Source organism: Fulvivirga imtechensis AK7, assembly GCF_000331535.1.
In the GTDB taxonomy this organism is placed as follows: Bacteria; Bacteroidota; Bacteroidia; order Cytophagales; family Cyclobacteriaceae; genus Fulvivirga; species Fulvivirga imtechensis.
Window position 1 is genome coordinate 1 of the sequence record NZ_AMZN01000010.1, and the last position, 19,125, is coordinate 19,125.

Below are 19,125 nucleotides of genomic sequence, written 5' to 3' on the forward strand. Positions count from 1 at the left end.
ATTACAAACTTGAATATCAATGACTTAAATATGACAAAGTAGTAATAGTTATTAGTTGTTATAGTTTAAAGTTTAAATTATGAAACATCCTATAAGTTATCAAGGGCAATTGCAAAGATTCACAGTAACATTATCGCATATAAAGTAAAGTAATTAACAGGCCATATATTAGACACAGACAAACTTAGATTTCCTTCGAAATATAAGGTAAGCAGAATAAAATCGAAAAAGATGAGGTGGGGGTCAGGTTCAAGAAGTAATCGATGTTGTACGGTCACAATCTGAGGAAGCTACAAACAAAAAACGCCCGAGATATCTCCCGGGCGTTTCACAAAGTAATTACTGCTTAATTAGCCAATAGACACTCTCTTAAATTCAGCCACAGTTAATCCTTTGGATATGCCATCCAGATATTTTGCTACTGTAACAGAGTTATCCTTTACGAACTGCTGATTAAGTAATGTATTATCTTTAAAGAACTTCTGTAGTTTACCTTCAGCAATTTTATCAACGATATTTGCCGGTTTGCCTTCAGCCAGGGCTTGTTCTTTTCCTATTTCAAGTTCTTTTTCGATGGTAGATGAATCAACACCTTCTTTATCAACCGCCACAGGATTCATAGCCGCTATCTGCATCCCTACATCTTTTCCGGCCTCCTGTACGTCAGCTCCATTCACTCCTTTAAGAGATACAAGTACTCCTAATTTGCTTCCGGCATGGATGTACGGCACTACAGCTTCACCTTGTACCTTTACGTATTCGCTGATCTCGATTTTCTCACCTATCTTACCCACCAGTTCGGTAATCTTTTCTTCCACAGTAAGGTCACCTAATTTCTCCTTTCTTAGTGCATCTATATCAGCAGGTTGCTTTTCAAAAGCCACATCAAGAATGGCATTGCCCAGATTTTGGAATTCTTCGTTTTTACCCACGAAGTCAGTCTCACAATTAAGAGCGATAAGGATGCCCTCTGTGTTGTCAGCATTGGTTCTGACAAATACGGATCCTTCGGTAACTTCACGGTCAGCCCGGGAAGCAGATACTTTCTGTCCCTTCTTTCTCAACAGGTCGATTGCTTTATCAAAATCACCTTCTGCTTCAGTCAATGCCTTCTTGCAGTCCATCATTCCGGCACCGGTCATTTGCCTAAGCTTATTTACGTCTTGCGCTGTAATAGCCATAGTTACTTATATTTTAATTCTTAATATTGATTTTGTGTTCATCCGGATCATACGAAAACCGACTTTAGCCTGTCTTATAGTCCGGGTTTAATAAAAAATTGAACATCAGTTTATGGCCAATGTTCAATTTCTGAATTATCTATTATGATATCGTTGTAGGTTTATTCTACTGTCTCCTTCTCGTCTGCCGATCTTTTGGCATCCTCCTCTTTCTGTAGACTAGCCTCTTCTTTATCTTTCTTCCTTTCCATCAGCCCTTCTTCGATGATCTTACCTACCTGCTGCGTGATAAGCGAGATAGATTTAAAAGCATCATCGTTAGCTGGTATAGGGAAATCTACACCTGTAGGATCAGAGTTGGTATCAACCATAGCAAATACAGGGATGTTCAGCTTCTGAGCTTCTTTCACAGCAATGTGTTCTCTTTTTACATCGATAACAAACAAAGCGGCAGGAAGCCTGTTAAGGTCGGAAATTCCACCCAATACTCTTTCCAGCTTTTCCTTCTCACGAGAAACGGTCAAACGTTCTCTTTTTGCCAGGTTCAGGTAAGACTCGTCCTTCATCAACTTGTCGATAGAAGACATTTTCTTCAACGATTTTCTGATTGTTGCGAAGTTGGTAAGCATACCACCTAACCATCTGTCAGTTACATAAGGCATGTTCAGTCTCTTAGCCTCAGCAGTCACCACATCTTGCGCCTGCTTCTTAGTAGCTACAAACAATACCTTTCTACCTGATCTTACTATGTTCTTAAGTGCATAAGATGCTTTGTCGAGGCACTCAAGGGTCTTATTTAAATCAATAATGTGGATGCCATTTTTCTCCATAAATATATATGGAGCCATTTTGGGATCCCACTTTCTCGTTAAGTGTCCGAAATGAACACCAGCATCTAGTAAGTCCTTATATTCTAATTTATCAGCCATTAATAATTAATTGTTTTTCTTTATTGTTATCCGTCAGCGGAACTATTAACGCTTGCTGAACTGGAACTTTCTTCTTGCTTTCCTTCTACCGTATTTCTTTCTCTCAACCATTCTGGGATCTCTGGTAAGAAAACCTTCTTTTTTAAGAGGAGAACGGTGCTCAGGGTCAATCTCTACTAAAGCACGTGAAACCGCCAAACGGATAGCTTCTGCCTGACCGGCAGGTCCGCCACCATCAACATTTACTTTTATGTCGTAGCTGCCATCCTGATTAACAGTGTTAAGTGGCTGACGCACTATAGTTTGCAAAATACCAGCAGGAAAGTAATCTTCCACAGTCTTGTTATTCACAATGATCTCTCCTTTACCAGCAGATACATAAACCCTGGCAATTGAGGTCTTTCTTCTTCCGATTGAACTAATTACTTCCATTGATTATAATTTAATTTCTTTAGGTTTCTGAGCTTCATGCGGATGCTCAGCACCCTCATATACATATAGATTTCTAAATAATGCTCTTCCCAATCTGTTCTTTGGCAACATACCTCTAACGGCTCTTTCCACCAGGATGGTAGATGATTTTGCCATTACTTCCTTAGGAGTAGCAGATCTCTGACCTCCGGGATATCCTGTGTGAGAAACGTAAACCTTGTCGGTCCATTTTTTACCGGTAAGTTTGATCTTATCGGCATTGATAATAATTACATTATCCCCACAATCTACATTTGGTGTGAAACTAGGCTTATTTTTACCTCTGATCACTCTGGCAACTTCACTAGCCAAGCGTCCTAAAACTTTGGAATCAGCGTCAATGACCACCCACTCCTTGGTTACGCTTGCTTTGTTAGCCGAAACTGTCTTATAACTTAAAGTATCCACGCTGTAAAAGCTTTATTTTTTTGACAATAGATAATTCTCCCCTTCAAAAAGGGACACAAAGATAGATGTATATATTTTGAAATGCAACAGGTGCTATTAAATTATTAGGAATTCTTCTCAAGCTGCGTAACCAACACTCTAAAATCTTTTGGATAGGGCGCCTCTACCCGTACCGTCTTATCATCCGGCAGGTTAAATTGCAGGCTAAACGCATGTAAAGCCAGTCGCTGGATTAAAGGTTGCTCCTCGGTGAACTTCTTTAAATTATAATTTCTTTTGAGCTGAGATAAAAACACAGGCTTTCCACCATAGGCCTCATCTCCTGTAATAGGCGCTTCCCGGCTGGCCAAATGTATTCTGATTTGGTGCATACGCCCGGTTACTGGCTGACATTCTACCAGGCTATGTGCCTTAAACGCTTTCTGCGTATTGAATATGGTGACGGCTTCTTTGCCTTTGAGTTTGTCTAGTTTTACTGTGCCTGTTGAAAGTTTTTGAATGGCAGCTTCCACTCTTAGGTTATTGAAATCATGTATACCGTCTACCACTGCATGGTAGATCTTGGTCACTTGTCTGCCTTCAAATTGCATGGATAAATGGCGGTATGCCTCCGGATTTTTAGCAATGGCCAATGCCCCGGTAGTCTCTTTATCTAATCTATGACAAACCTGTGCGTCTTGGTGATACTGCCTCGCCATAGAAAGTATATTCTTGTCATCACTTCTATCAGCCAATGTGGAAATAAAGGCGGGCTTGTTTATAATAATATAATTATCATCTTCCCAGAGGATGAGGTCTTCAAATTTCATTTTTGCCATGGGTGCAAAGTTAGGATTTTCTGATGATTGTTTTCTGTTTGATGTTTTCTGTTTGATGTTTTCTGTTTGGTGTTTGATGTTTGGTGTTTGATGTTTGGTGTTTGATGTTTGATGTGTGTACGTTGTACCTTCTTTTTTTCGCTTACAGCTTGATGCTTAAGGCTTGATGCTCTACCTGCCTACTGCTTCTGCCAACTGCCGATTGACGTTTGGTTGTTGGTGGTTGGAAAACAAAAAATCCGGCACTTTTAGAAAGCCGGATTTTTTAATTTGTACTGAACTACTTATCTACTCCAGGATTATTTTCTGCTCATAGCTGCTGTTATCTACTATCAACTTCACTATATAAACACCTTTAACAAGCTTATCAAGATGAATGGGCTCACCAGCATAACTACTTTCATAAACAATTTTTCCTGCAACATTCAATATACTCACTCGTGCGTTCTCCATTTGTCCGTCTGCCAGCCGGATATAAATTGTTTTTTGCGTTGGATTGGGATAAACCACCAATTGCCCTATATCAGCAGAGATCTCTTCTCTTTCCGGGGATACTGCTGCGGCAGGAACAACGTTGATGGTATAATCTTCCACTTCACTAAACCACTTTGCACCACATGGTGTTGGGGTCTCGTTATATGCAATCCTCACTCTTAGTCTGTAAGTGCCACTGGCACCGGTGGGAGCAGCAACAGATGATGAATAAGAGGTGTGTGCACCCATTCCGTTAAGCACCTCTTCCCCGGTGTCATAAAAATCACCATCTCTGTTCCAATCTACCCAGGCTTTAGTTTGGGTGTTCGCCCAGCTATAGTGCGGAGTAACTGTCAAAGTTGCCGGTGTACCCTGATATAGCGTGGTCGATATAGCTGTAAAATCCGAGTATCCGTCTGCCTCATAGGTAGTAGTATTGTTGATGCTCCCAAATTTAACACGTTTGATGTACTGACCTGAAGGGTTTCCATTAGTAACGGCACAATAAGAAACGGGTTGATGTGTGGTAGCGCTCGCACTGTTTGAGAAACCTGAGTAAGTACTTTGCTTTCTTGCCCTGATTCTATAGCTATAATTTGTAGCAGGCTGAAGGTTGTGGTCTGAGTATGAGATGGTGTTTGCATTAAGCTCGGTTAACGAGATATATGTGCCTCCATTTTCAGACCGTTGTATCTCAAACCCTTCTTCATCAGTCGAATTATCGTTCCATGCAAGATCGATTTGAGTACTGGAAACAGCTACTGCCGTCAAATTACCTGGTGCTGCAAGGGTGGTTCCGGCTTCTATATTAGCGGTATAATCTTCCACCTCTCCGTACTGGAAACTCTCACACGCAGTGGGTGTCCCATTATATTTCATGGATACACGTAGTCGTGTAGCACCTAACAAAGCATTAGAAGGTACGTTAAGCACCCCTTCTACTGTTTGGTTGGTACTTCCTGAGTCAAATGCCAGTTCATTTACATCATCAAAATCACCATCCTGATTAAAGTCCACCCATACTCTGAAGTATTCCTGATAGGTTTGTCCACTAAATCCCGGAGTTAGAGCGATGCTGTTGCTTCCCTGTGAAAGCGGTATGATCATATTTGTGAAATCGGAATAATTGGTTGCTCCTGACGGGTTGGAGAAGCTACCGACAGCAACACTGGCAATATGTTCATAGGAGGAATTGCCGCTGGTCGAAACGCAGTATGTTATTCCCGGATCTTCCACAGTGATGTATGCTGTTTTTGTATGTGTGTCGGAACCAGCGTTGTTTGTTGCAGTAAGTGTGACTGTATAAATACCCGCATTGGCGTAAGTAACAACAGGATTTTGTTCGACACTTGCTGATGGTGTGCCTCCCGGAAAACTCCAGCTCCATTCCACCGGTGAGCCGGTAGACTGATCTGTAAAGCTGACACTATTACCGGCCGTTATTACAGTAGCGTCAGCCACAAATGCTGCGACAGGAGCCGTTGTGCCACCAGACGTGTAAACATCAGCTACCCAAAGGCCACGGCCATATGTTCCCGCATATATTTTCCCTGTCTCTTCATGTATTTCCAACTCATTTACTATCACATTGGGAAGGCTTTGAGAAAACAGGATCCAGTCGCCAGTATTATCATCTTTATAATAAACTCCTACATCCATACCTGCATAAATTCCGTTGGGAGAGTTTTTATGCCAAACCACGCAGTTGGCATTTATATCAGGTAACGTTCCGGATATATTAGTCCAACTGTTGCCGGCATTGGTAGAAATATATACTTTTTGCCCACTGTAGCCACGAATAGCAACAGCCACTTTTTGAGGGTCATCTGGATGAACTGCAATATAATTAACTATCGCGGGCAAGTTATTGGTGATATTTGTCCAGTTGCCACTCCCTCCATTGGTAGTCCGATAAATCCCACTTTGAGAGGCAGCATATATATAGTTGGAATTGGAAGGGGCAATGGCTATACTTTCAATTGTTGAATTTCCGGCCTTTCCTGCATTTGTCCACGACTGCATGCCATTCGAGCTTTTCTTAACCGTTCCACCGGAAAGCCCTACATAGAAGGTATTGGATACATCCTGCGCCTGGGCGTAGGGTACTACCCAGGCTCCTGTGCCGGGGCCACTCAGGCTGATGGAGTTTTCACCTCCTGAAGTACTTTTATACCACGATCCGCCATTTTGAGTGGTGCCATATACTATATTGGGATTATCTTTATCAATAATAGCTTCGCCACCATCAGCCCCCAGCCATTCATACCATGTAGAATTTTTATACACACTGGTACCATTGTCTTGCGCACCGCCTGCTACCATGGTGTGGTCCAGTTTGGCAACTCCAATACCATAAAACTGACGCGTAGCAATACCGTTAGATAAATTCGACCAGGAGTCACCGCGATCGGTTGTCGTTACCAGATAGCCATCATTCCCTATATAGAGTGTATTGCCAATATACTCCATAACATGGATGTCGGGATGTACAGCAGGTACTCCCTCGGGACCTAATACGTGGGTCCACTTTGATGTTTGAGTCCATGAAAGACCCCCGTCAAGTGATCTGTATGTTACCACAGCCCCAACGTGTAGCTCATTGGGGTTGGTCGGGGAAACGGCAATATCCAGATCGTACCATGACTGACTGGCGTTGTCACTGGGACTATAGCCCATAATATTATATCCATTGTTCGAGCTTTTCCTTTTAGAAAACGAATTTCCACTATCTGTTGATCTGTATATTTCTCCTCCACCGATACCGTAGACGATATAAACGTAACCTGGCGCTGCCGGAGTTACCGCCAGAAATGCCCTGTATGATGAAGAAAAAGAAGATGGCAATCCTCCTGAGATTACGGTAAATGAATTACCTCCGTTAACCGATTTTAAGAAATTAGAACCTGTAGCATACACTGTATTAGGATCACCCGGTTTAAATTCAATATCATAAACGCGTTGGTTGTAGATCTGCGTCCAGGTGGCGCCCGCATCGGTGGTCTTATAAATTCCGTCTGAGCCTGCCACCAGTAAAATGTTTGGGTTACCGGGATGCATAATGATCCTCCCTAAAGCCCTTCGTTGTGATATATCATGCTGCAGCCCTGTCTGTTGCCAGGTGGCTCCTCCATCAGTTGACTTCATCACTCCAATACTGTAAGTATCCCATGAGTCAGGATCACCAGTGGTAATATAAACTGTGCTGGGGTTACTGTAGTCAATAACAATATCTGACACTCCGATGGCAGCCAGGTCATCTGCTATGGGTATCCATGAATTACCCCCGTCTGTAGATTTCCATGCTCCACCGGATGGGGACCCTACATACATCAAGTCAGGGTTATTTTCCAGCCTGGCAAAAGCCTGTATCCTTCCTACACCCGGAGCCCAACTGGTAGTTATCTGCTCAAGCCTTCCGGGCCCAAGAGGCGACCAGTCGTTGACTGAGCTTGTGCGAGATGCCGCCATCGCTTTGGTTTTAAAAGAAGAAAATTCCTTCCAGCTTTCATCCTGACTAATGATAGTACCATCAGGCCGGCTTCTTCTTTTCATAAAATACAAAATCCGTTGCATTTGCTTATATCCACTACCCCTTCCGGTTTCGTGGGTATCATAATAAGCATCTGTTGCTTTTTTCACTTCTTCATATGTACCTCCTTCCCGGAGAACATCCCATGGTTTTTTGATTTGGGCATAACTAAAACTAACTGCTCCTACGATCAAGATCATCAGAAGCATATATTTCTTTAAGTTAAGGTTATATTTCATTTGTTTAAATTTAGTATTGAGATATTAGCATTGAGTATGAGATAGCCAGAAGACCCTAAGTAGTGTCTTTAAGAAAACGCCAATGTCTGCGTTACGCTCGCCCAAAAAATGCTCACGTACCTCAGTACGCTCCGCTTTTTGGCACTTCGCAAGCCTTGACCTTGACGTTTTCTTAAAGCCACTTAGAGTTTTCTTATAGACACTAAGTAGGGCTCGACTATTACTCACACCTTTGTTACCTGCTGCTTTTGTCAACTACCGACTATTCCTGTTGCACTCTAAAAAAAAGCATAGTAATCCCTCCCTACACATCATTAGACTGCAGGAGAATGCCGGTATTACAATGTCATCTGATAGAATTAGAAGTTTACAAGATCAGTATCGACAGGTCTTTGATCAAGTGCGGCTTCCTGAGATGAAGAGTATTCTTATTATCTGTCATAGATTTTTGGTTTAGGTTGTCAATTGATTTCATTTTGAACGGATCCAGTCAACATGAAATTTAAATTAATAAACCTCCAATTTAAGAAAGAAGTTGATGCAACAGTTGTTGAAAATTATCTGATAGTGATATGATTTTAATATAATGTTTCTGGTTTCTGGTTGCTGGCTGCTGGTTTAATCTGGTTTCAGGTCGAGTCCTGGTTTGCTTGCAGCTTGAAGCGTAAAGCTTGCGGCTCTCCATTAATCCAATACAAACTTAAATCCCACGGAAATCATGCTCGCTGTTAGTCCCGAATCCCGCTTGTACATCAGGTACCTTAGATCAATACTTTTCATGCCGAGTTTTCCAATGTGGATCCCCGTGAAAATATCCGTATATGAAACTCCTAAACCATACTGGCTAGCATTAAACTTTGACAAGTCATAATCCGATGTGTAATATTCATCCGTTGACAAATGCTGGTCATACGGAGCAAAATAATCAGCAGCCGTTTGACTATAATACCTGTATGAGGGATACAACGTGAATTTGTCAGAGATTTTTACAGGCAATTCAACGCTCGCTGTAGTAGATCTGATACCCCAGTCATCAGAGTAATAGCGATAGTAAGTACGCACGACAAACATCTGATTAATATAATAATTTAGCCTTCCTCCGATAGCCAATTTAAATCGTGTATCCGGCAGTCGCTCGACATCATCAGCCAAGTGAAAACCCTCGATAAACGAGTCTGCGACATCACTAAAATATACCCTTTGAAATGGTGTGGACAGTAGACCTTGCTGCCTGACCAGGTCAAGCGCCAAAGACCCTTGCATATTTTTATTGATGATTTGCGAAAAGCCAAACCCCAGTGAGTAAGAATTCCTGCCTTCACTGTCAAACCGTGTAAACGAAGGGCTGTAATTGACATTCCCTGTTATCGTATTCTGTGTAAACAGGCTGTTATTAATTCCGTTGCCATCAGGCGAAAAAGGTCGCAACTCGATAGGATAAATAGCATTCCAGGTATCCAGGTAGACATTACCGGTTATGCTGACTTCTGTATTTTTTTCATTGAACAATTTGGCATAACTACCGCCAAAACCTATTGACAAGTAATCATATTCACTTGCAACAGATGCTTTTGCCGACCAAATGCTGTTCCGGTCATCGGAGCTATGGCTGTAAGAGCCGGTGACATTGAACCAAACATCGCTGGAGGAAGCCCCTGAAGAAGCCTGGAATTCATCTGCATCATCACGATCAAAAGGATTAACATTGCTGGAGGAAGCCGATGAATAAGCTGATATCCCTGCATCCACCGTCAATACATCGTCATCGTTTAGTGGTATGGATACAATTATTGAAGGCGCCATATCTGTTAGCTTTTCGGTACCAATACCACCGCTAACTGCGGCATTATCTCCATCTTGAGAATAGTAACTGGTCAATATATCTATTTCCGCACTTTCAAGTACACGCTTTTTATATACTTTCACAGAATCCTGTTCCTGCGCATAGCCTGATAATACAACTAACAACGCAGGTATTACAAATAATGCTTTCATCGCCTTAATTACAACCACAACCTCCACCTGTTTTTCCTCCGTTGGCACCGGCTGCCGCCTCACGATATGCCTGAAAATTATTCTCGAACCGGTCAGCTTTTTTCGTAGACAGTATCATGTCAGGGTCATTTATATTTATTTTATCATATTCCTTCACTGCGGCACATGAGCCCAGTGTAATCACTACACCAACCATAAAGACTATTTTTTTCATTGCTTTTCTAATTTCACGTTGTCTGATGTTTGAATATTTCCCTGATCATCAATTATAATACACTCCACCCCGGGCAACTGGTTGATCCTGTCTATTCCTACCTGCACGCCCATTACAAAAACAGAGGTTGCCAATGCATCGGCAAGCTCAGCCTTCGGGGCAAAAACGGTTGCACTAATAATCCCTCTGGAAGGATAGCCCGTTCTAGGGTCAATAATATGGGAGTAGCGCAGACCATTGAACGTCACGTACTTCTCATAATTCCCTGAGGTGACTACTGCTCCTTCTTTTACAGGAAGGAGTGCAAAAACTTTATTCTTATTCATAGGGTTGGTAATAGCGACTTTCCAATCGCTACCATCTGGCTGATTACCCCAGGTGGCCATGTCGCCAGAAGCATTGATAATTCCTGCCCTAACCCCTTTCGATATTAGCAGCGACTTCGCCTTATCCGCAGCGTAGCCCTTACCAATAGCTCCAAAACCAATCTTCATCCCCTGAAGTTTTAAAAAAACGGTCAGGTTCTCCTGATCGAGAATGATATTATGATAGTCCACCTTAGCCACAGATTCTCTGATCTCTGCCTCCGATGGCATTTCTGTCATGCTGCCATCAAATTTCCAGACCTTATCCATCGAAGCGTAGCTGATATCAAAAGCACCATCTGTTAGTCTCGAAATGCCAATAGCCCTCTGGATCAGATCAAACAACTCCTGATCAACTTTGGCAGGTTTTATTCCGGCATTTCGATTGATCTCTGAAGTCTGAGAGGCTGGATCCCATGACGATATCAGCTTTTCAATCCTGGTGATCTCGTCAATGGCCATTTCAATGTACTGATTTGCCACCACGGAGTCATTTGCCACCACGGTGATATCAAAACGGCTGCCCATGAGCTTAAGTACACGCTGATATGCCTCCTGGGCATTTACCACCGTTGAAAACAATGGCACTACAACAAAAAGCAGGTATTTTTTCAAGGATTTACCTTTTCAAAAGATCTCAACAATTCGATATATTCCTGCGGGGTCATCTTTTGATATCCTGTCTCCCCTAGCACCTCGCCCTCTTCAGTCAACACCACAACGAAAGGAAAGTAGCCGTTCCTGTTATACCGCTCTGCCAGCTTTTTGTTGTGCTCCTGCTGCTCTATGGGTAGGGCATTTTGCTTCTTGCGGGGAAAATCCGCCTGTAGCATCACAAAATGGTCTCTAGCAAAGTCCCGGAACTCATCAGTACTCCAAACCTCCCGGTCTAATTTGATACAAGGCGCACACCAGTCAGAGCCTTGAAACACAATCACTATGTTACGCTCTTTCTCAGCCGCTACTTTCTTAGCTTCATCATAATTGGTAAACCACTCCTGTGCATTTGCAGCCATGGTTAAGCAAACCAACACGGTTCCTACAACTATTCTCCTCATATTCATTTTTTATTATCCAACTATTATTTCACCCGAAACTTTAATGCTGATCTTAAACCCACCATTGCCAGTTCCTGTTCCTCAATCCCCAAGGTCCTTATACTTCTATTATAAAATGCAGAAAGCTGCAAAATCGAGCTGTTTTTTAATTTTTTCTCAACGCCAAAAGCGACATCCATTGTACCCGGGTTCAGGTATACATCATCAACATGTTTATTAGCTTCAATATTAACAGCGTAGTCATCTTCGCTGCCTGTATCGATATCATACTGGTAGGAATACCTGAATTTTTGCAGGAAAAGCATTTGGGGTGTCACCCCGGCAGAGATAAAAACATAATTATCCCTTGAAAGCGGGTAGTTATACTTCAGATGTAATGGCAACCCGAGTGAATGATTATCAACTCTTATATCTGAAATTACACCCAACTCATTTTGTAGAGCCGGAAAATCAAGCATCTCCTCCCTCTGCAGGTCTTTCTCTTTCGAAATACTGTAGTGTGTAAATTGATATTTCACACCACTTTCTATGCGTAAGGCCGGAGAAAGTATGAATTCTGTCATGATACCGGCATTTATCCCAACACCTCTGTTACCCAGATCAACATTTGCTTTGAGGATATCCACTTCGGGGCCGTACTGAAAGCCCACACCGTCCATTTTCTGTTTTTCAATATCTCTGAGTATTTCAACAGACAGTCGTTTTTTCGCGGACTTTTTCGTTTCGGCAATCTTAGGTGTTACTTCTTGATCAACTGCTGCTATCAAAATGTCAGAAGTAGTGGGATCAAGCAATCCTTCATATCCCTTTTTGGCAACGAACTTTGGTTCATCCAGGTTGTCCTGACGTAGGTATACATCCCCTTCCTCATCCAGATAGCCTAGTTTATATTTTGCTAAAAACCCTTTTATTTCTTCGGACAACTCTTCTACAGCGCCCAGCCTGACATGTCTGTCATCTGACGATCCATACCAGGCTACCAGTTGATAGTTACCTGTTGACTTCCTGGCTTGCGCATTGCTATTAGCCTGCCTGATACCATTGCTCCTTTCTCTGTAGATATAAACGGTGTCGACAGCGGACATTTTTAATACCTGGTATTCTCTTTCCAACTGATCGTAGGCCACCTCCCACGCTTTGAGTTTTTGTATTGTTGTCAACAACTCCTGATCATGTGCATCATAGAAATAGGAGAACAGGCCAAAGTTGATCAGGCTGATGATCGCAACGGCTGCAGCATAGCCTGCTACTTTTCTATAAGGTGTATACCAGGGCTCGTATGCCGCACCAGACATACGATCTCTAAACCCTTGTAGCGCATGTTCGTCAAAACCGGTATCACGATAAGCCTCGGCTTTTTCTTTAATTTTCTTATCAAACGTATTGTCATCCATGCTTTTTACCCTTTATTTCTCTCATTTTGTTAATTGCAAGCTGCAGTTTGGTTCTGGCCACTGAAAGATTGGATTTTGACGTACCCACACTGATATTCAACTTTTGGGCTATCTCTTCATGTTTATAGCCCTCGATTACATACAGGTTAAATACTATCCGATAAGATGCTGGCAGTTCTTGAATTAAAGTTATAATCTCTTTCTCTGAGATTTCATCCAGCACATCCTCAGGGATATACTCTTGTTTCGCGTACGAAATATCCACACCGTGGTAGTGTTTTTCATTACGCCTGTAGTAATCGATAGCCGCATTGATCACTATTCTTCTTAGCCATCCTTTAAATGACAGTCCTTTGGTAAATTTGTCAAGGTTTGTAAAAACTTTAAAGAATCCGTCATTTACAATTTCAATAGCTTCCTCCCTGTCACGTGAATACCGGAGTGCAATACCCATAACATAGTTATAAAAGCTTTTATAAAGCTCTTCCTGGGCTGTGCCGTTTCCCTTTTTGCAGGAATCAAGTAACCGGTAAAAACTTTGATTCTCTTCCACTATTGTTGTTGTAAATGTCTACACGCAAGGTATTCTGAAAGGGTTGGTTGCGAAAGAACGTTTCTCATCATTTTTTATGACTTTAATCGGTCTGAAGTTTTCTATTTGACCGACCAACCGCTGAGGAAATTTCTGCGTGATGTCTAAAAACATTAACTGTTAAAACATCTAACTGTGTCTGGTAGTAATATTTTAGTTTCGGCAGAAAGTTATGTACGGCAGCTTTTTAGTAAGCAACTGCCGGATAAGCTATGTTTCCATAATCTTGCCCACACCGAGATGGTAGTAAAAGCGAGCAAAGAGATCAGCCAAGGAATGCAGCTTACCAATGAAGAACGGGAAATAATATTGATAGCCGCCTGGTTCCATGATACGGGTTATATCAGAACCTATGCAGGACACGAAGAGGAAAGTAAGAATATTGCCAGAGAATTTTTACAAAAAAACCAATATACTCCTCTAAAAATCAGCAAAGTACTGACCTGCATTGCCGCCACTCAACTGGAAAAGGCACCGAAAGAAATTTCTGAAAAAGTACTTCGTGATGCTGACCTGTATCACCTTTCGAGCAGCAACTATTTCAAATGGCTCGGTCTGTTACGAAAGGAGTGGGAAACGGTACTTGATTCGAAAGTAAGTGATGATCAATGGCACCTCCAAAATTTGGATTTTTTACACCAACACAATTATTGCACAGCCTACGGACAAAAAAAACTGGAAAAAGGAAAGCAGGCTAATTTAAAGAAAAATATTCAAGCATTGGAGGGCTATTATCATGACGCACAATGAGTATCAACTCACCATTATAGTACCTGTATATAATGAGGCAGAGTGTCTGCCGCGTTTCAAGCAGGAGATGGACCAATACATTTCATTAACACCTATTCCATCAAAGATACTTTTTGTCAACGATGGGTCTAATGATGGTAGCCTGGAAATCATCAAAGACATTTGTCACCACCATGAAGATTATTATTTTGTTTCTCTTGAAAGGAACTGCGGACTGAGCACAGCTATTAAAACTGGAATAGACCTCTGCGAAACCCGCTACATCGGCTATATAGATGCCGATCTGCAGACTTCTCCGCTTGATTTCCTCAAATACTTTCAATACCTGGATAGTTACTGCCTGATCAACGGTATCCGGGCGAAACGAAATGATTCATTGATAAAAAAGCTATCCTCCAAAATCGCCAATGCCTTTCGCAGGCTTATGATCAATGATGGCATTCAAGACACCTGTTGCCCACTAAAAATAATGGAGACAAATGTGGCTAAGCAGCTACCCTTCTTCAAAGGTATGCACCGCTTTATTCCGGCCTTGGTACAGCTTAAAGGATGCACTGTAAAGCAAATAGAGGTGCAGCATTTTCCCCGTTATGCCGGCACCGCTAAGTTCCACCTTTTTAATCGACTGGTGGGCCCATTTCTTGATACGTTGGTGTTTGTCTGGATGCGAAAGAAAAATATCAGGTATAAAATTTCTGAATTCGAATTGATACATGAACGCGAGCAATTAGTACATGAATAACACCTGGATCTTTGCTATCGGCTTTATCGCCCAGGGACTATTCTCTGCCCGGCTTTTAGTACAGTGGATCAAGTCGGAAAGAGCGGGAAGAGTATTATCCCCTACTCTTTTTTGGCAGTTAAGCTTGCTTGCCTCCTTTTTGCTGATCGTCTACGGGGTATTGAGGAACGACATCGTTATTATAGGCGGGCAGGTAGTATCCTACTTTATCTACATTCGCAATCTGCGATTTAAAAGGGCGTGGAATTCACTGCCGATATGGTTTAGATTTACCGCTTTGACCAGCCCTATAATGGCCTTTATTTACTTGCTACTCAACAAACAGTTCCTCATCAATCAGTTACTGCATAATCCGAATATTTCCATTCCCCTGATGGTGTGGGGCTCTGTCGGCCAGGTGATCTTTACCTTCCGGTTTGTATATCAATGGCTTCAGTCAGAAAAGGTGCAGGAGTCGGTGCTACCTCCAGGGTTTTGGATCATCAGCCTTATAGGGTCATTGATGATCATTGCATACGGCATCTTCAGGCTTGATCCTGTACTGATTGTGGGCCAGGTGTTCGGAACAGCCATTTATTCACGAAATTTACTGATCCACTATAAACAAGTAGCCAGGAAAGAACAACCTGCTTCATGAGCAAAGATCAATATCCTTATCACATTCCCCTGCTATTGGTAATCTGTAGTCTGGCCTTCTTTTCGCATCTGGCCAGCTATTCCCCTCCTACCATTATGGAGGCACGCAATTTCATCTCGGCCCGGGAAATGCTTGAAACCGGTGACTGGATGATCCCCACCCTCAATGGAAATATCAGGATCAGAAAACCGCCACTCCCCACCTGGATAACGGCCGCCTCAATTGCTGTTGCAGGAGATCCTAACAGTCTGACTGCACTCCGATTTCCGGCAGCGCTCATTGCCACATTGATGATCCTCTTTCTGTATGGATTCGTTAAAGATATTACAAAAAACCAGGAGACGGCCTTTTATTCGGCTGCCGTGCTCGCTACATCCTTCATGTTTATTGAAGAGGCAAGAAGCGGGGCATGGGACATCTATAGCAATGCTTTTATGCTTGGAGGAGTCTGGATGTTTTACAAGTCTTCACAAACCGGACAACTTAAATATTGGTCTCTTGCGGGGTTACTAATGGCGCTTTCATTTTTGAGCAAAGGGCCCGTCTCCTTCTACGCCATGCTACTGCCTTTTCTGATCGCCTTTTTTCTAGGCAAAAACAGGTTTTCCTCCCCTATTGGTCGTGGGTTAGCGGTATTTTTCACCATTTTCCTGGTGGCAAGCGCCTTTTGGCCAGTCTATCTTTATTTCAAAATACCTGATCTTGCCGCAAAGATGGTGGAGGAGGAAAGTAGTGCATGGGTAAACAGGCATAATCGTCCCGTGTGGTTTTACCTGCACTTTCCGCTTTTTACCGGTATCTGGACATTCGTACTTCTATCTGCACTGATCGGTTTGCGAAAGGCAGGAGCCGGTTTCGAACCTTCGAAGGTACGGCTCATTATCACTTGGTTCTTAGCGGCATTTGTGCTTTTATCTGTTATACCTGAGAAGAAGGAAAGGTACTTCCTACCAGCTCTGCCACCTCTGGCCATGCTATGCGGTATGTTTATCAGCCACCACCTTGACCAACTTAGCAAGCGATCAATGAAAAAGCTTGATGAGGTTGTATTGAAAATACAGGGGATACTTATGCTCTCCGCCATGCTTGTTATTCCCGCTTTCCTATGGCTATATGGCTATAAAACCGGAGACATGAGATTACCCACATTTATCTTTTTGAGTTTTTTAGCATTACTCCTTTTTTTTATAATTGGCTGGCCAATCTCAAAAGGAAGGATCAGCCATGTCTATGCTGCAACGATCACTGTGATGTTATTCATTTGTCTAACTTCATGGCCTTTTCTGCCAAATATGATGGGGGACAATCCTCTTTACACGGACTTGAGAGGAGTCAGAACTATTACGACAATAGCCGAACAACCACTTTACAGCACGGTGGAGCTTAATCCTGTCAGGCTATGGGAGATAGGAAGTAAAGTCAGTTTTGTAGAAGAGGGAGAAATGCCTCCAACGGCAGCGGTTGTAATATCCTCCGAACCCATACCCGGAGCCAAAAAGCACTATAAATTCTATCCGAACCCTGATGACGAGTGGGAAGTGCTTTATTTTAATATTTCCAGGTAAAAACAACCCTCTATATTTAACTACATTCATAGTGTTTGTAAGAAAACTAAGTGGCTTTAAGAAATGAAGTCCCAAAAAGCGGAGTCCCGTACAGTTGTCAGGATGAGCATTTTTGGGACAAGCATAACGCAGACATTGGCGTTTTCTTAGAGACACTACATGAAAAAATCTATCTCAAAGGCCCCTTTCTGACATCATTCTGAACTTGATTCAGAACCTCCTCGTCTGTTACTCCACATTGCAAGGGGATTCCAAATCAAGTTTGGAATGACGAATCAACTTTTGAGATTCTTTTTTTATCGGAGGTAGATTAGCAACTTATAATCAATTCCACCCCCCACCCAAGGCACGATATATATTCACTTTGGCATCGAGCTGCTCTTTCTTTGTTTCAATCAATTCAAATTTCGATTCCAACGCCTCACGTTGGGTCAACAATACCTCCATATAATCCGCTCTTGCGGATTTAAAGAGTATATTGGAGATCTCTACAGCCTCTGTCAATGCATCCACCTGCTGAAGTTTTAAGTAATAGCTGTTGGCCAGGTTGCTAATGCTGGCAAGCTGATTAACTACTTCCATGTAAGCCTTCAACACCGTTTGTTCATAATGATACACTGCCTGCGCCTGTTTAGCGTTAGCGATATAATACCGCGATTTAATAGCATTTCTATTTACTAATGGAGCAGAAAGCTCACCCACGAGACCATACATTAGCGATTGGGGAGTTTTTACCAAATATGCTGGGGTAAATGACTGAAAACCTATGCCAGCTTTCAGCCCTAACGATGGATAAAAATCAGCTCTGGCTATATTAATGTCCAAATTGGCCGCAGCAAGCTCAAATTCCGCCTGCCGTATGTCCGGCCGATTTTCAAGCAACTGGGATGGTATCCCTAATCTAATACTGTCCAGAATAATATCCTCGAACGCATTAGGATCACCAGGGATGGTTCCTGAGTACCTGCCCACCAAATAATTAATCTCGTTCTCGGTTTCGACTATTTCCTGCTGCAGGGCATACTGCAAACTTCTGGTAGCCAATACTTGTGCTTCAAACCGTTTTACAGCTAACTCAGTAACCCTGGCAGATTGCTTTTGCAGCTTAACTATTTCCAGCACATCACTTTGGATCTTGATATTTTGCTGTACTATGGCCAACTGACTTTTCAGCGCAAGTAACTCATAGTAGGCTGTGGCTATTTCTGCAATCAGGTTTGTAACCATAAAATTTCTACCCTCGATGGTAGCAAGATACCTGGTAAAGGCGGCCTTTTTTGCATTCCGAAGCTTGCGCCAGATATCGACCTCCCAGGACGCATATAACCCCGCTTCTAATTCAGTAAATGGCTCCGGAAACTCCTTCCCCGGTCTGATTTCATTATTGGCCTCCAGCGCTCCGTTCCTGGTATACCGGCCTACCTTGTCAAGGCCGGCTTCAGCGCCAATCCCCACAGATGGCAAATATTCTCCCTTACGCTCCCGAACCTCACTTCTGGCAACCTCCATCTCTTGTAGCACAATATTTAGTTCCTGGTTGTTGTGAAGTGCTGTGTCGATCAGGGCGATGAGATTGGGGTCGTGAAAATATTCCCGCCAATTTGCTTTAGCTGAATTGACTGAATCAGCTACATCTATGGGGTACTTACCTGGTAAGGTCCTGTTTGCTTCCCTGTTTGTTAGTTCGGGAACACACGCATTAATAGTAATAACCAAAACACCTATTCCTAAACCTTTTATGATATATTGAATATTCATTTGATT

Annotated in this window: 17 protein-coding genes; 4 read left to right on the forward strand and 13 right to left on the reverse strand. The window is 42.5% G+C overall.

Annotated elements, in window-relative coordinates:
* Positions 1 to 350: 350 nt before the first annotated feature.
* The 12 genes from tsf to C900_RS04000 form a co-directional block, all read right to left on the reverse strand.
* Complete coding sequence (gene tsf, locus C900_RS03945) at positions 351 to 1,181, reverse strand: translation elongation factor Ts (RefSeq protein WP_009578314.1); 831 nt, start codon at positions 1,179 to 1,181, stop codon at positions 351 to 353.
* Positions 1,182 to 1,342: 161 nt separating this feature from the next.
* Entirely contained in the window at positions 1,343 to 2,110 is a 768-nt protein-coding gene (gene rpsB, locus C900_RS03950) for a 30S ribosomal protein S2 (protein WP_009578316.1), read from the reverse strand.
* A 45-nt stretch (positions 2,111 to 2,155) separates the two neighbouring features.
* Entirely contained in the window at positions 2,156 to 2,542 is a 387-nt protein-coding gene (gene rpsI, locus C900_RS03955) for a 30S ribosomal protein S9 (protein WP_009578317.1), read from the reverse strand.
* 3 nt (positions 2,543 to 2,545) lie between these two features.
* Positions 2,546 to 2,989, reverse strand: coding sequence for a 50S ribosomal protein L13 (gene rplM, locus C900_RS03960; RefSeq protein ID WP_009578318.1), 444 nt, complete (start codon positions 2,987 to 2,989; stop codon positions 2,546 to 2,548).
* 104 nt (positions 2,990 to 3,093) lie between these two features.
* A complete protein-coding gene (locus C900_RS03965; protein WP_009578319.1) occupies positions 3,094 to 3,807 on the reverse strand; it encodes an RluA family pseudouridine synthase in 714 nt (237 codons plus the stop codon).
* A 288-nt stretch (positions 3,808 to 4,095) separates the two neighbouring features.
* Entirely contained in the window at positions 4,096 to 8,049 is a 3,954-nt protein-coding gene (locus C900_RS28080) for a GEVED domain-containing protein (RefSeq protein WP_009578320.1), read from the reverse strand.
* 684 nt (positions 8,050 to 8,733) lie between these two features.
* A complete protein-coding gene (locus C900_RS03975; protein WP_040495579.1) occupies positions 8,734 to 10,044 on the reverse strand; it encodes a DUF3570 domain-containing protein in 1,311 nt (436 codons plus the stop codon).
* Positions 10,045 to 10,048: 4 nt separating this feature from the next.
* Positions 10,049 to 10,258, reverse strand: a complete 210-nt coding sequence (locus C900_RS03980) for a DUF4266 domain-containing protein (protein ID WP_009578322.1) — start codon at positions 10,256 to 10,258, stop codon at positions 10,049 to 10,051.
* Positions 10,255 to 11,238 carry an FAD:protein FMN transferase gene (locus C900_RS03985; protein WP_009578323.1) on the reverse strand — a complete coding sequence of 328 codons (984 nt, stop codon included), beginning with the start codon at positions 11,236 to 11,238 and terminating at the stop codon, positions 10,255 to 10,257. Before C900_RS03985 ends, C900_RS03980 begins: the two co-directional genes overlap by 4 nt.
* Positions 11,235 to 11,681: a thioredoxin family protein gene (locus tag C900_RS03990; protein ID WP_009578324.1), complete on the reverse strand. Its 447-nt coding sequence runs from the start codon at positions 11,679 to 11,681 to the stop codon at positions 11,235 to 11,237. Before C900_RS03990 ends, C900_RS03985 begins: the two co-directional genes overlap by 4 nt.
* 23 nt (positions 11,682 to 11,704) lie before the next feature.
* Positions 11,705 to 13,075, reverse strand: coding sequence for an outer membrane beta-barrel protein (locus C900_RS03995; protein WP_009578325.1), 1,371 nt, complete (start codon positions 13,073 to 13,075; stop codon positions 11,705 to 11,707).
* Complete coding sequence (locus C900_RS04000; RefSeq protein ID WP_009578326.1) at positions 13,068 to 13,628, reverse strand: RNA polymerase sigma factor; 561 nt, start codon at positions 13,626 to 13,628, stop codon at positions 13,068 to 13,070. The genes C900_RS03995 and C900_RS04000 overlap by 8 nt, the downstream gene beginning before the upstream one ends.
* Before the next feature lie 174 nt (positions 13,629 to 13,802).
* Between C900_RS04000 and C900_RS04005 the strand changes: the two genes are divergently transcribed.
* From C900_RS04005 to C900_RS28085, 4 genes are read left to right on the forward strand one after another with little or no spacing between them, the layout of a single operon-like run.
* Positions 13,803 to 14,417, forward strand: a complete 615-nt coding sequence (locus tag C900_RS04005) for an HD domain-containing protein (RefSeq protein WP_009578328.1) — start codon at positions 13,803 to 13,805, stop codon at positions 14,415 to 14,417.
* A complete protein-coding gene (locus C900_RS04010) occupies positions 14,404 to 15,159 on the forward strand; it encodes a glycosyltransferase family 2 protein (RefSeq protein WP_040495581.1) in 756 nt (251 codons plus the stop codon). The genes C900_RS04005 and C900_RS04010 overlap by 14 nt, the downstream gene beginning before the upstream one ends.
* Positions 15,152 to 15,796, forward strand: coding sequence for a lipid-A-disaccharide synthase N-terminal domain-containing protein (locus C900_RS04015; RefSeq protein WP_009578330.1), 645 nt, complete (start codon positions 15,152 to 15,154; stop codon positions 15,794 to 15,796). The genes C900_RS04010 and C900_RS04015 overlap by 8 nt, the downstream gene beginning before the upstream one ends.
* Positions 15,793 to 17,361: an ArnT family glycosyltransferase gene (locus tag C900_RS28085; RefSeq protein WP_009578331.1), complete on the forward strand. Its 1,569-nt coding sequence runs from the start codon at positions 15,793 to 15,795 to the stop codon at positions 17,359 to 17,361. The genes C900_RS04015 and C900_RS28085 overlap by 4 nt, the downstream gene beginning before the upstream one ends.
* 324 nt (positions 17,362 to 17,685) lie before the next feature.
* On the opposite strand, the gene C900_RS04025 is transcribed toward C900_RS28085, so the two are convergent.
* Complete coding sequence (locus tag C900_RS04025; RefSeq protein ID WP_009578332.1) at positions 17,686 to 19,119, reverse strand: TolC family protein; 1,434 nt, start codon at positions 19,117 to 19,119, stop codon at positions 17,686 to 17,688.
* Between the last annotated feature and the right edge of the window lie 6 nt (positions 19,120 to 19,125).

Bases quoted from the DNA above. Each gene is read 5' to 3' on its own strand.
- C900_RS03965 (WP_009578319.1), bottom strand. From the start codon at position 3,807: ATGGCAAAAATGAAATTTGAAGACCTCATCCTCTGGGAAGATGATAAT.
- C900_RS03990 (WP_009578324.1), bottom strand. From the start codon at position 11,681: ATGAGGAGAATAGTTGTAGGAACCGTGTTGGTTTGCTTAACCATGGCT.
- C900_RS04010 (WP_040495581.1), top strand. From the start codon at position 14,404: ATGACGCACAATGAGTATCAACTCACCATTATAGTACCTGTATATAAT.
- C900_RS04015 (WP_009578330.1), top strand. From the start codon at position 15,152: ATGAATAACACCTGGATCTTTGCTATCGGCTTTATCGCCCAGGGACTA.
- C900_RS03975 (WP_040495579.1), bottom strand. From the start codon at position 10,044: ATGAAAGCATTATTTGTAATACCTGCGTTGTTAGTTGTATTATCAGGC.
- rpsB (WP_009578316.1), bottom strand. From the start codon at position 2,110: ATGGCTGATAAATTAGAATATAAGGACTTACTAGATGCTGGTGTTCAT.
- tsf (WP_009578314.1), bottom strand. From the start codon at position 1,181: ATGGCTATTACAGCGCAAGACGTAAATAAGCTTAGGCAAATGACCGGT.
- C900_RS04025 (WP_009578332.1), bottom strand. From the start codon at position 19,119: ATGAATATTCAATATATCATAAAAGGTTTAGGAATAGGTGTTTTGGTT.
- C900_RS28085 (WP_009578331.1), top strand. From the start codon at position 15,793: ATGAGCAAAGATCAATATCCTTATCACATTCCCCTGCTATTGGTAATC.
- C900_RS28080 (WP_009578320.1), bottom strand. From the start codon at position 8,049: ATGAAATATAACCTTAACTTAAAGAAATATATGCTTCTGATGATCTTG.
- rpsI (WP_009578317.1), bottom strand. From the start codon at position 2,542: ATGGAAGTAATTAGTTCAATCGGAAGAAGAAAGACCTCAATTGCCAGG.
- C900_RS03980 (WP_009578322.1), bottom strand. From the start codon at position 10,258: ATGAAAAAAATAGTCTTTATGGTTGGTGTAGTGATTACACTGGGCTCA.
- C900_RS03995 (WP_009578325.1), bottom strand. From the start codon at position 13,075: ATGGATGACAATACGTTTGATAAGAAAATTAAAGAAAAAGCCGAGGCT.